This is a genomic window from Bombiscardovia coagulans (assembly GCF_002259585.1).
GTDB lineage: Bacteria > Actinomycetota > Actinomycetes > Actinomycetales > Bifidobacteriaceae > Bombiscardovia > Bombiscardovia coagulans.
The window spans coordinates 56,902-69,117 of record NZ_MWWS01000009.1; the positions used below are offsets into that span (position 1 = coordinate 56,902).

12 protein-coding genes are annotated in these 12,216 nt (G+C 48.0%); 5 read left to right on the forward strand and 7 right to left on the reverse strand.

Going from position 1 to position 12,216, the window contains the following annotated elements:
* The first annotated feature begins 183 nt into the window (after window positions 1–183).
* Both BOCO_RS06810 and BOCO_RS06815 read left to right on the forward strand, forming a co-directional pair.
* Entirely contained in the window at window positions 184–1,758 is a 1,575-nt protein-coding gene (locus BOCO_RS06810; RefSeq protein WP_094723536.1) for an aminopeptidase P family protein, read from the forward strand.
* A gap of 47 nt (window positions 1,759–1,805) precedes the next feature.
* The gene (locus BOCO_RS06815) at window positions 1,806–2,357 is read left to right on the forward strand and encodes an NUDIX hydrolase (protein WP_094723538.1); all 552 of its coding nucleotides are present in this window, start codon (window positions 1,806–1,808) and stop codon (window positions 2,355–2,357) included.
* A gap of 105 nt (window positions 2,358–2,462) precedes the next feature.
* Here the strand turns inward: BOCO_RS06815 and BOCO_RS07495 are convergent, their stop codons facing one another.
* The 4 genes from BOCO_RS07495 to BOCO_RS07500 all read right to left on the reverse strand — a co-directional run bounded on the left by BOCO_RS07495 (window position 2,463) and on the right by BOCO_RS07500 (window position 4,247).
* Window positions 2,463–2,639, reverse strand: a complete 177-nt coding sequence (locus tag BOCO_RS07495) for a hypothetical protein (RefSeq protein WP_158520436.1) — start codon at window positions 2,637–2,639, stop codon at window positions 2,463–2,465.
* 54 nt (window positions 2,640–2,693) lie between these two features.
* Complete coding sequence (locus BOCO_RS06820; RefSeq protein ID WP_094723540.1) at window positions 2,694–3,239, reverse strand: DUF805 domain-containing protein; 546 nt, start codon at window positions 3,237–3,239, stop codon at window positions 2,694–2,696.
* A 131-nt stretch (window positions 3,240–3,370) separates the two neighbouring features.
* Window positions 3,371–3,808, reverse strand: a complete 438-nt coding sequence (locus BOCO_RS06825; RefSeq protein ID WP_094723542.1) for a hypothetical protein — start codon at window positions 3,806–3,808, stop codon at window positions 3,371–3,373.
* Window positions 3,809–3,839: 31 nt separating this feature from the next.
* Entirely contained in the window at window positions 3,840–4,247 is a 408-nt protein-coding gene (locus BOCO_RS07500; protein WP_094723544.1) for a hypothetical protein, read from the reverse strand.
* Between the two features lie 294 nt (window positions 4,248–4,541).
* Here BOCO_RS07500 and BOCO_RS06835 point away from each other — a divergent pair, with 294 nt between their 5' ends.
* Window positions 4,542–5,858: an ROK family transcriptional regulator gene (locus BOCO_RS06835; RefSeq protein WP_094723546.1), complete on the forward strand. Its 1,317-nt coding sequence runs from the start codon at window positions 4,542–4,544 to the stop codon at window positions 5,856–5,858.
* On the forward strand, window positions 5,855–6,751 hold the full coding sequence (locus tag BOCO_RS06840; RefSeq protein WP_094723548.1) for a carbohydrate kinase family protein: 897 nt from the start codon (window positions 5,855–5,857) through the stop codon (window positions 6,749–6,751). The genes BOCO_RS06835 and BOCO_RS06840 overlap by 4 nt, the downstream gene beginning before the upstream one ends.
* Window positions 6,752–6,797: 46 nt before the next feature.
* Here the strand turns inward: BOCO_RS06840 and BOCO_RS06845 are convergent, their stop codons facing one another.
* On the reverse strand, window positions 6,798–8,048 hold the full coding sequence (locus BOCO_RS06845; protein ID WP_094723550.1) for an ROK family transcriptional regulator: 1,251 nt from the start codon (window positions 8,046–8,048) through the stop codon (window positions 6,798–6,800).
* Window positions 8,049–8,254: 206 nt separating this feature from the next.
* On the opposite strand from BOCO_RS06845, the gene BOCO_RS06850 reads away from it, so the two are divergent.
* Window positions 8,255–9,769, forward strand: coding sequence for a xylulokinase (locus BOCO_RS06850; RefSeq protein ID WP_094723552.1), 1,515 nt, complete (start codon window positions 8,255–8,257; stop codon window positions 9,767–9,769).
* A gap of 93 nt (window positions 9,770–9,862) precedes the next feature.
* Here BOCO_RS06850 and xylA read toward each other — a convergent pair whose 3' ends face one another.
* Together xylA and BOCO_RS06860 are read right to left on the reverse strand one after the other, a co-directional pair.
* Window positions 9,863–11,209 carry a xylose isomerase gene (gene xylA / locus BOCO_RS06855; protein WP_094723554.1) on the reverse strand — a complete coding sequence of 449 codons (1,347 nt, stop codon included), beginning with the start codon at window positions 11,207–11,209 and terminating at the stop codon, window positions 9,863–9,865.
* Window positions 11,210–11,626: 417 nt separating this feature from the next.
* Window positions 11,627–12,157 (reverse strand): GrpB family protein, encoded by a 531-nt coding sequence (locus BOCO_RS06860; protein WP_094723556.1) that lies wholly within the window; start codon window positions 12,155–12,157, stop codon window positions 11,627–11,629.
* Between the last annotated feature and the right edge of the window lie 59 nt (window positions 12,158–12,216).

Below are 12,216 nucleotides of genomic sequence, written 5' to 3' on the forward strand. Positions count from 1 at the left end.
TGAGCGTAACTCTCTATACTCTGTACTTTCTCCTATTCTATGCTGTCTTCGGTCTGGCACACAAGCTATCGGCCTCAAGCAAAGATACAACTTCGCACTAGGCCACTAGAATAAGTAGTACATCTATATTTACCAACGAGTTGAGCGGGAGCAAAGCTTATATTCATAGAACCGAGGAGGCACATGATGGCAGGTACTACAACGCCAAATGAGTCGGAGATCGACATCAACGAGCAGGACATGACTGACCGAGTCAATAACCGAACCTTGCGCCCTAACTCACCCGTCTTTCAAGAATTTATGACCCAGGGGTGGGGCCAGCAGGAGGCAACAGCAACACCACTGGAGTCAAGTTCATACGTCCCAGATCGTCTTAAGAAATTAGGAGAACGCTTCCCAGGAGAACGCTTAGTAATTCCGGCAGGGGATTATAAGACGCGCAACAATGACAACGACTATGCTTTTCGGCCTGATTCGGCATTTGCCTACTACACTGGTCTCGGTGAAGATTTAGAACCTGGCGCAATCTTAGTCCTCAACCCTGTTAAGGCTGAATCAGCCGAAGCTAAAGCAGGTATGACTCACCAAGCACAACTGTTTGTGCACCCCCGTGCCGACCAGTCCACACATGATTATTACCGTTCCTCCCAGTATGGTGAATACTGGGTAGGACCCAGGGCAGGTTTGGACGAATTAGCTATAATGACGGGCATACCTACCCGAGATATAGCTGAATTTTCAGATGCTATCACTGAAGACCTGGGCCCTGATGACTCAGCCGTGCGCTTGAGAGTCATGAGACATACCGACCAACACATCACCGAACAAGTCGAGAGCGCCCGCAAGTCCAATGGCATAGGAGGCCCCGACAAGAATGAGGCTGCTGACAACGTTCTGGAAGAATTTGCCTCAGAAGCTCGTATGATCAAAGATTCTTATGAGATTAACGAAATGCGCAAGGCTATTGCAGCTACTAAGGATGGCTTTGATAAAATCCTCACCCATCTGCCTAGTGTAGTTGGTCAGCCACGTTCTGAACGAGTTCTAGAGGGAGTCTTCAACGCTAATGCGCGCGAAGAAGGCAACGATGTAGGTTATGGTTCCATCATCGCCTCGGGTTCTCATGCCCCAGTCCTCCATTGGATGAGAAACAATGGCACTGTCCAGGAAGGTGACCTCCTGCTCATAGACGCAGGCGTTGAAGTGAATTCACTCTATACTGCCGACATCACTCGCACCTTCCCTGTTGGTGGAACATTCACCGACCTCCAAAAACTGATTTACGAAGCTGTATTAGAAGCGCAGCAGGCTGGTTTTGAAGCCGCTCAACCTGGTGCAACTTATTCGGATATCCATCATGCAGTTATGGAAGTGCTTGCAACCCGGCTGCACGAATGGGACATTCTCAAAGTCAGCGTGGAAGAATCTCTATCACCCCAAGGCCAGCAACATCGACGCTGGCACGCTTGTGGCTGCGCCCACCACCTTGGGTTGGATGTTCATGACTGTGCTGAAGCACGGTATGAGTCATACCAAGGTGCCGCCATTGCCCCAGGTATGATTTTTACTATCGAGCCCGGCCTCTACTTTAAAGATAATGACCTCATGGTACCTCCTGAGTTCCGTGGCATCGGCGTGCGCATTGAGGACGATATTCTCATGACAGAGAATGGACCCGAGTGGTTATCTCAGCAGATTCCTAAAACTGTTGACGAAGTTGAAGCATGGATGGCCCAGCGCGCAAATAGCGCTCAATAAATTATTTTGGAAACCACCAGACCACCAGCAAGTGTAAAGAAGATTACATGGCAACACCAAATTTTATCCTCGAGCTGCGTCAGCAGGTAGGTCATCAGCTCCTCTGGCTCATAGGGATAACAGCATATGTGCAGCGGGAAGATGGTCGTATTCTGTTAGGTCGAAGAGCTGACAGTGGTAAATGGGCTTTAGTTTCGGGAATAAATGAACCGGGTGAACAGCCAGCAGATACCACTGTCCGTGAAGTGAAAGAAGAAACCGGAGTTGATATCACTGTCACCGATCTGGTAGGCATTAAATCGTCTCAGAATGTCATCATTTGCAAGAATGGCGATGAAACACAGTACATGGATATATTCTTCCTGTGCAAGCCTGACCCATCTGGAAACATAGAACCATTCGTAGGCGACGATGAGAGTCTAGAAGTAGGCTGGTTCTCACCTGCACAACTACCTGAACCGTTAGCTGAGTCAACGGTAGAACGCTTGAGCATAGTTCAACAATATATCGACAATGCTAACGGTGGGGATACACATGCTCTATTTTATGGCGGTCTCAGCGACTGTAATAACTCCGAGCAACCCACTACGGAAAAGTAATAATAAGTGAGTAGACCATCCTATCGTTCATGTCACTTGTGATCAAACGGTAGGATGGTCTACTCATATACTCTCAACAACCAATTATATGATGGAGCAGGTCAGTCACGAGACAGACACCTCATCTGGCATATATGCATGTAGGCACATGTACTGACCAAGCAGTTTATATGCGATTACAGCATCGATAACTCTGTCTGCACCAGCAACTAGCTGTGCTCCTGTCTTTGAAAAGGTGAAAAGACCTATAACGTGTGCAGGCTCCCACAGAAAGCAAGTCATCTATGCTCTAAACTAGAACTATTATAGGCTTTTATCACTTATTTGCGTTTATGTTCAGTTTCCCATGCTGTTATCAACAGGTACTTCCTGACCGAGGTAAGCCATATCAGCATTCTCTTTCGTTGCTGCTGTCTGAGGGTAACGAGACGGCAGGCACATAATCACCAGTTGTGACACAACAGCTACCAATAAGACGATAATGGTTAAGGGGGAAGGATCGTCAAATTTATCTAAACCTGACAATAAAATAACTGCCACAACAGACAAACCCTGTGGTATCACGGCCAACCAACCCGATAACCTGACATCATGCAAACGGCGAACCGTCAAGGCGCATTGCGGAACAAACATGACGAGAGAAAATACCCCGGAAAGAATGACTCCTACACCAGAACCAAACAAACCAGATAGTCCTCTAGTCATAATCCATACAAAGAGACTAAACATCCATATCTCTTTACGACAGGCACGCCCTTTACCTCGAGCAAACAGATAAAAAGGCCTCTGCAAGCACTCCTGCAAGGTCGCATCAGGCATGGCATCGAATCCCTTCATCATGTCCACCCGACGAGGCTTCTTTGAAAATAATGCAATAGACATATTATCCTCCTTACCTACCTACTGCACTGTCAGCTCATACTGCCTCGTGCATCACTGCAACGAACAGCACCCCTCCCCCGAGACCACAACCATTGTAACCAATACTCAAGCCATAACCAGTACAGCAGGCATCAATCATTATCACTATCACTAGTGGAACGCAGCAAAGCAGCAACTAAAGTCAACAAATCGAACAGTAACGCCCAAGCAGCCAACCACTCAAACCGAGCATCACGACCAGCATCAACACACTGATCAATCGCCCACAAATCCTGCAAAAACCACAACACACCAACCAACCCCACCGAAGCACACCAAAACAAAGAAGCACCAGCAGAACCAGAACCCCTCGCCAACATCCACGCCGGCAACACACACGACACCACCATCACAGCCCCAGCACCCAACCTATTACGCACCACCAACGGCACCAACCGAAACCACGACAAAGCCCCCACCACCAACACACCAACCGTCACCATCACCCAACGCCACACACCAAAATCAGAACGCGCACCAGAACCAAAAGATACACCAAAACCAGCAAAAAATGGTAACGACAACAACACAAACCAAAACCCAGGACGACCCTTACTCTTGTTAAACCGCCATAAAAAAAACAGCGACCGCAGCACCAGAAAGCACCCCGACTAGGACACCCAACGTGGCAAGGTCACGAACCCATGATCGCGAATCAGTAAACACTACCAGCCAACCAAAAGCAAAAGCAGCTAAAAACACCAAACCATAAAACACGATCTTACGCATCACACCAACACGAGAAAAAGCCCGCTCACCCTCACCAGCAGGCGGCATAACCCGCACCACCCGAGACATAATCGAAGACATCCACTCCCAATCCTGAACAGATGCAGCCCAATCACCCGAAACAGCACCACCAGAAGAAGAAGAAGAAGAAGAAGCACTCTGAGAAACACCAGAAGCACCAGCACTAGCAGCATCAGCAGTAGTGGCAACACCATCCAATTCCCGATCCACACCAACCATCACACACCCCTTCACCGTGCAATGACCATCAGACTTCATTTGTCTACTCGATGTGAGTACAGCTCACACAGCTCCCCAGCATGCATAAACTTCCACGCACCGCACACTCTTTTCAATAAAATGGCACTCCAATAAGTATAACTGACAGGAAACTCCTATTACACAATTTACTGACTGAAATTGCACACAGTCGTCAAGAAGAGCTGAAAGATGTACTTATTTGCAAGATTATGTTAACGCTGTTACTATATAAACATTGTTAACATAGTGTGATCGTTCTCCAAGGAAGCAGATGTGACACAAACCGCAATAGATCCGATTCCCCGCTCACAAGCTGAGATAAATCAGGCAAAAATCGCCAAAACCCTTCATCAGCAAGGAACTCTATCGCGAGCACAAATTGCCAGAGCTCTTCATCTTACGGCACCAGCTATCTCTAAATTAGCAGCACGCATGATTGACCAGGAGCTTATCCAAGAAGTCGGGGACATGCCTGGAGCCGGTAACAGACGATCAATAGGTTTACGGCTCAAGTACGAAGGATATAAAGTTTGCGCTGTAAAATTTGCCAGAAGCAGGATTCAAATTGGACTTTTCGACTTGGCTGGACACCCCTTACAATTGATGGAATTACCGTCAATCAACGAGGCCTCCATACCTAAAGCGGTTACGGATGTACAAATCGAAGTACAGAAGTTTATCAACCGTGATCCTACTATCATCGCCGTAGGTATAGCGGTACCCGGACCATATTTACGCAACGAAGGGCGAATTGCTTTAGTAACATCCATGCAGGGCTGGCGTGGGATTAACTTCATTGAAGCCTTTAATGACGCTTTTACTGTGCCCACCTTTATTGAGCAAGATGCTCGTGCGGGAGCACTGGCTCAAAGTCTGTTCGTCCCAGCCTTTTCTTCTACAAATCTCGCTTATTACTTAGTAGGAGAAGGTGTTGGTTTAGGGGTCATTGAGCAAGGGAATCTTATCAACGGCGCTCAGGGCGGAGCTACTGAATTAGGACACATCTCTATTGATATAAATGGAAAAACCTGTGAATGTGGAAACCAAGGATGCTTAGAGCGATACTGCTCAGCTGTTGCTATCCACCAAGCCATGTGCCAACCACCCTATGTCAGTCATCTAGCTGACGCTTCAAACCTTAACCATGCAGCTGCCTGTCAACTTCTGTTTTACAGGGCAGAACAGGGTGATGAGCTCGCTCAAACGTTAGTGGAGCACATAGCCGATTACGTTGGATATGGATGCGTAAACATCGTTAACGCCTTCAACCCTGCCCATATTGTGATCGGAGACATTGTAGCCGGAGCTGGACAACCGCTATTGGAAAGAGTGAGAGCAATAGTCGCCAAACGTGCTCTTCCGGCATTAAACAATCAAACTCACATTTGCCTTTCACATCTTCCAGCAGACGCTACACTCATGGGAGCTGCTGCCGTTGCAGTCAGTAACTTCCTCTTATACCCCACCTACTTCGCCCGTCTAGTACAAAAACGAACAATGAACTCAGTAGGTAAACAACAATCACACACAACAACGATGCCGCCTGCAAACCAAACAAAGGGGCATCTACCAAGGAAGGACAACATATGAACAAGCCAATCGTACTGAGCCTGGGAGAAATACTATGGGATGTACTCCCTTCCGGTAAACGAGCCGGTGGGGCACCAGTCAATTTTAGTTATCACGCCAGTAAAAACGGTGCTGAAGGTTACGCCATCAGCGCTGTAGGAGAAGACGATCTGGGCCAAGAACTAGAGGATGCTGTGTCCAAAGCTGGTGTAGACGCTCGACTCCAGCACAACCATTGGCCCACTTCTACGGTAGAAGTTCAACTCACCGAAGGCATCCCAGAATATATTTTCAAAGAAGACGTGGCCTGGGACCACATGGAACTCACAAACAACCTAACAGCACTGGCAGCCAAAGCCGATGCTGTCTGCTACGGAACCCTCGGCATGCGCAGCCAGCAGTCCCAAAAAACATTTTGCTCATTACTTGAATCAACGCGCCCCGATGCTATGCGCTTTTTCGATATTAATCTGCGAGGAAGCTACTACTCGAAGGAATTGATAGAGCAGCTCTTACACACAGCAAACATGTTCAAACTCAACGACGAAGAACTGGTCCAACTGCGGGACATGTTCGCTATTCCTGGCCAAACTGATAGCGAACTGTGCTCCTGGTTCTTTAAACAGTACCAGTTGAATACCATCGTGCTCACAGCCGGCAGTTCCTATTCCACTATCTACTTAGCTGACGGTAGTTCTTCTACGTTGCCTACCCCCCGAGTACCAGTGGCCGACACCGTTGGAGCTGGTGATGCATTTTCCGGTACTTTCGCTAGTAACAGGCTCAATGGAAAGTCTTTAACCGAGTCACATAGGGCAGCAGTCAACACAGCCGCTTTTGTGTGCACCCAGTCTGGCGCATGGCCTGCATATCCCTCGCACATGCCTGACTACCTTGCCCAACAAGGCAAGTAAACACACAACCGTCAACCCTCTTGGCTCATTTTCATCTGCACGAGTTTTACAGGTGGAAATAAGCCAGAGGGTTATCCACGAATTGACGCAAACCAACTAGTGCAGCACCTCTCAAAGCAGGTCTATCCGCTACTTCTGGCAGGAGAACTCTAGGAGAAACCCTGTCCCTAGCCACTATCTGTGAGGCAAGACGACCTTCAAGGGTCTTAATCAGATCACGACTAAAATGAGACCAAAATCCACCTATCATAACGGTGTCTATGTCGGCCAGATTGATCGCCGATGCCATAACCGAAACTAGGGCATCTACAGCTCGGTTGACAGCACAGACAGCTTGGTTATCCCCATCTTCCCACCTTTGAAATAGTTCCTCAACTGCTTTAGCATTAACAGCTTCCCTGCCCGAAGCAATTCCCGCTGCTTCCACCAGTGCTGTACGACCAGCATAAGTCTCCAAACAGCCATGGCGCCCACACCGGCAAGATGGTCCATGCAAGTCAACAGAAACGTGCCCTAGCTCACCAGCGAACCCGCGATCCCCCGTTTCAATCACTCCACTACGAACTACGGCTCCTCCAATACCGATGTCTGTGGAAATATACATAAACGAATCCGATGGGCTTAGTCTTCCCTTTACTGCCACAGCAGGTTCACTAGAGTACCGGTACTGGCTCGCATAACCAGGAATTTGTGCCATAGCCGCCATTTTTGCCTCATTACCAGCTATGAGATCTAGTCGACGAACCAGTTGATAGGCACCTAAATTAAGATGCTTCCAACCTAGGTTCGGTGCCATAAGCAAGTACATGTCGTCAGTCACAAGCCCAGGAAGAGCTAAACCATAGCCTGTGATAGTGATACCTTTTCGCTTTATCTGACATACCAGGGATCGAACCATGGAGTCAAGTTGGTCAAAAATATCATCTGGATTGGCCCCTCGCATGTCACTGTCAACCCACCGGACATCAATAACACTACCGTTTAAGTCTTGGGCCAAACAGCCATAACCATCAGTGTTAATTTGCAGACCAACACCAGCCCACCTATCAGCAGCCACTGCTAGCGGAGTGCTTGGTCTGCCATACCCAGACAGACTCACTTCAGGTTTCAGCTCACATACCACCCCCTGTTCCAGCAACATTCCACCCAAAAGAGACAGAGTAGCCTTAGTCAGACCGGTAGCCTTCGCCAAGTCTGCTCGACTCATAGGCCGTGGAGCACGCAGAATAGTGTCAATAATGACAGAGAGGTTGTGATTGCGCAGATCCTCCTGATTAATGCTCTTGAGCATAGTCATCGAAATGTCACCCTTTTACCTGAAGAATTGTATTGAAAGCTCCATTCACATAGTCTCGCACGCCCCCTGCCCTGTTTCAGGTAGGAAACAACTTCATCAGAGCAAAGGAAGTTAGCTATTTTAATTTAATGATTAAACAATATCGTTCTTGTCCAGTACACTAGACATATATTCCTCCAGCCAAAACAGATATAGGGAGTTGTGCAATGAAGCAAATACTGGTTGCGGGCGTAGACACCTCGACCCAATCTTGCAAGGTACGGGTTACAGATGCTCAAACTGGCGCTTTAGTTCGCTTTGGACAGGCTCCTCACCCAGAAGGAAGTTCAGTGGATCCTGAAGCCTGGTGGCAAGCCTTCCTCCAGGCAGCTCACGAAGCTGGAGGCCTAGACGACATCTCTGCTATAGCCGTCGGAGGTCAACAGCATGGCATGATTGTACTCGACCAAGACGGTGAAGTCATTCGGCCTGCGTTACTTTGGAATGACACTCGTTCAGCACCACAGGCAGAAGAACTGATTCTCAATATAGGTAAGAACGTTCCTACCGGCACAAGCACCGATGCCATTGATATGACAGCTGATCCATTGGAAGGCAAACAGCATTGGGTCAAGGCTGTGGGCTCAAGTCCAGTTGCCTCATTAACAATAACGAAATTAGCTTGGATAAACCAAGAAGAACCAGAACACGTATCTCATATAGCTGCTGTCTGCTTACCCCACGACTGGCTCAGCTGGCGCATAGCCGGCCACGGACCCAGATCAAGCAACCCCCCTCAGGGAGTGGAGCTACATTCACTCTTTACTGACCGCTCTGACGCATCCGGAACAGGCTATTTCGATTCAAGCAATAATTGTTACCGGAGAGACCTCTTAGCTATGGCCCTGCCCAACGACATAGCCCAACAGGTATATCTACCTCGAGTGCTTCAACCTCATGAAGTGGGCAGTAAAGCCGACAGTTCCATAGCAGGCAAGAACATTCCAGGCGGCTGCCTTATCGCCGCTGGCGGAGGCGACAATGCCATGGCAGCTATGGGACTATCGATGGAGGTTGGTGATGTCTCTATATCTTTAGGTACGTCAGGAGTAGCAGCAGCAGTCAGTCCAGTACCAGCGTACGATATGACTGGAGCCGTCACAGGATTTGCTGACGCAACGGGACATTGGCTCCCCCTCGCCTGCACCATCAATGCTTCTCGTATCTTAGACGCCGGCCGAGCAACATTGGCGGTCAGCTATGAGGAATTAGCCACCCTCGCTAATCAATCACAGCCGGGCGCACAAGGTATTACACTGATACCCTACTTTGATGGCGAGCGCACCCCTAACCGTCCACAAGCTAGAGGCCGGTTAGAGGGCATGACCTTAGCCAATAGCAATCGAGCTAATATAGCCAGAGCTTTCATTGAAGGACTGCTTTGTTCACAAAAAGACTGCCTAGAGCTACTTAAACGGTTGGGCACAGATATTAAACGCATTTTACTCGTTGGTGGCGGCGTTCAGTCTCCAGCAGTGCGAGCATATGCACCGGGTATTTTTGGTATGGATGTGCAACTCCCCCAAATCGATCAGTACGTAGCGATCGGAGCAGCCCGCCAGGCCGCATGGGCATTAACCCAAAACCCAGATCCTCCACAATGGCCTGTCAATATTGAATCTGTTCTGACAGGTTCACCAACCCCTGAAGTATATGAGCAGTATGTACACTGGCGTCGTTAAAGACCACAGCAGGAAGGCTCTCTAGACCTACCATAGCTAGAGAGCCTTCCATTGCATACGCTTATATAAACTGTAAACTTAGCCTATCCACTATCAGGCTTGAGATAGCGCCTCAATCATATAGTTATTGATCGTAGCCTTAACAGACTCTAAATGGTCGGACTTGCAAGCAGCAAGCAGTTCAGACTGTGGTTTATCGATTGCATACTCCTCTAGAGCAGCTAGACTGGCAGTACCCTCTTCAACACTTTTGCCAATTCCAGAGTCAAAGCTGGCATAACGCTGAGCTTGGAGGTCCTCAATATACTTATCCTCATGCATCTTCTCGGCAACTAAGAGACCTGCTGCGAACGAATCCATTCCAACAATGTGCGAACGGAAAAGATCTTCACAAGTAAACGAAGAACGACGAGGCTTGGCGTCGAAGTTGAGACCACCGTGAGGTCCAATACCACCAGCCGCTAGCACTTCCCACATGACAGCTGTGGTCTCATACAAATCAGAGGGGAATTCGTCCATGTCCCAGCCTACAAGCTTGTCTCCCTGGTTGGCATCAAGAGAACCCAGGAACCCAGCTTCCCGAGCAAGGCGGATCTCATGCTGGTAAGTATGCATGGCAAGATTAGCGTGATTGCCTTCTAAATTAAGTTTGAAGTCATCTTGCAGATCGTAGGTGCGCAAGAAATTGATAGTAGTAGCTGCATCGTAATCGTATTGGTGGAGTGTTGGCTCCTTCGGCTTCGGTTCAATAAGAAATTGGGCATTCATCCCGATTTCATGGGCGTAATCTACGCACATATGGAAGAGTTCAGCAACATGATCCTGTTCACGCTTCATTTGCGTATTCCACAGGTTTTCATATCCTTCACGGCCGCCCCAAAACACGTAGTTTTCAGCTCCCAGCTGCTTACCGATCTCAAGAGAGTGCTTGAGCTGGGCACCTGAATATGCATAAATATCTGCAAAAGGAGAAGTACCGGCACCGGCTTCGAAACGGGCATTAGTAAACAGAGATGATGTGTTCCACAGGAGTTTAATTCCCGTGCTCTTCATATGATTTTCGATCTTGTTAACAACTCTATCCAAATTGGCATTGGTCTCACGAAGCGTATCTCCTTCAGGAGCTATATCTCGATCATGGAAGCAGAAAAAGTCCACACCGAGTTTCTGGAAGAATTCAAAAGCATAATCGACCTTTGCAAGGGCTTGATCCATGGGGTCAGCGTACTGGTAGTAGGGACGCTGAGCTGTTGGGTCCCCAAAAGGATCTACTAGCCCCTGATTAAACGTGTGCCACCAAGCTACGGCAAAACGTAACCAATCTTTCATAGGCTTGCCAGCTACTACCCTATCTTTGTCGTAATAGCGAAAGGCCAGTCCCTCCCGAACGTCCGCTGACCTGCCCGCATATGCAACCTTATCTATGTCCCATAACCCCATGGGCTTGCTCCTTTGCTCTACCAATGATTACATGGTTTCAGGGGAACTTACAGAGTTCCCCCAGGAGATATAGTAAGATAATTGAACTATATTTGTCAATTCGTTGAATTATATGCATCATGTACGCTCATGTTCACTATGGCAGCACAACTGATCCACAACAACAGCATCTGTAGCAACAATTTCCCGACCTTGTCTCCTTGAAGTCGCCACCGGGCATACAAGTATATAGTTCACGTAAGCAGCTTGCACTCAAGCCTATCCTCAGATGTTTCTCACTTCAAACGCCCCCCCACACGAAACAGTATGAGCGAGAACACTGGCATTATCCATTCAATGCAACTGGCAACAATGGCAAAAAGTGTCTTTCATCAGTTTGATAACGAGACAATCCAGTAGTTTTTACAGGTCCCACCACTAGAGCAAGCCACAAGTCTGATATATGTGTTCTATTACTGGAGCCTTGTATGCCATATAGTTTTCAATATCATCAGGATAACGTTGTGCAGCTTCACGTTTAACTCGTGAATATTCCCCCACAGCTTCCGGATGTGTCTGTAAGTAATTTCTAAAAACGATATGTCGATTCAATTCAGACGAATTTTGCGGACAGGCATAGAGATGGTGCGCCATAAGTCCAGGTAGCTGCCTATAGGTGAACGCTTCACGATTCTTTATACCAAGGTCCCCCTCATCTATATACTCTAAAGCCTGCAAAGCTTCAATTACGGAGGGTAAATCTTCGGTTGTACGATACACCAAGTCCACATCGAGAATTGGCTTAGCCCACAATCCGCAAACGGCCGTTGAGCCAACATGCTCCACAGCCACCAAACAATCTGCAATTCCGGATTGTTCGAACCGCCAAACGATCCTGCGTCGAATAATGCTCCATTCTGCATGCCAACGCTCATTATGGCGAACAACAATAATATGTTGCGTCTTCATCTGTCCACCCAACTTTATTTAAGGTAAGATGTGCCATCCTATTTCAATTTTACCTACGC

Coding starts and splice junctions, on each gene's coding strand:
- BOCO_RS06860 (WP_094723556.1), bottom strand. CDS start 12,157: ATGAAGACGCAACATATTATTGTTGTTCGCCATAATGAGCGTTGGCAT.
- BOCO_RS07500 (WP_094723544.1), bottom strand. CDS start 4,247: ATGGTTGGTGTGGATCGGGAATTGGATGGTGTTGCCACTACTGCTGAT.
- BOCO_RS07495 (WP_158520436.1), bottom strand. CDS start 2,639: ATGACTTGCTTTCTGTGGGAGCCTGCACACGTTATAGGTCTTTTCACC.
- BOCO_RS06845 (WP_094723550.1), bottom strand. CDS start 8,048: ATGACTATGCTCAAGAGCATTAATCAGGAGGATCTGCGCAATCACAAC.
- BOCO_RS06820 (WP_094723540.1), bottom strand. CDS start 3,239: ATGTCTATTGCATTATTTTCAAAGAAGCCTCGTCGGGTGGACATGATG.
- xylA (WP_094723554.1), bottom strand. CDS start 11,209: ATGGGGTTATGGGACATAGATAAGGTTGCATATGCGGGCAGGTCAGCG.
- BOCO_RS06815 (WP_094723538.1), top strand. CDS start 1,806: ATGGCAACACCAAATTTTATCCTCGAGCTGCGTCAGCAGGTAGGTCAT.
- BOCO_RS06840 (WP_094723548.1), top strand. CDS start 5,855: ATGAACAAGCCAATCGTACTGAGCCTGGGAGAAATACTATGGGATGTA.
- BOCO_RS06810 (WP_094723536.1), top strand. CDS start 184: ATGATGGCAGGTACTACAACGCCAAATGAGTCGGAGATCGACATCAAC.
- BOCO_RS06850 (WP_094723552.1), top strand. CDS start 8,255: ATGAAGCAAATACTGGTTGCGGGCGTAGACACCTCGACCCAATCTTGC.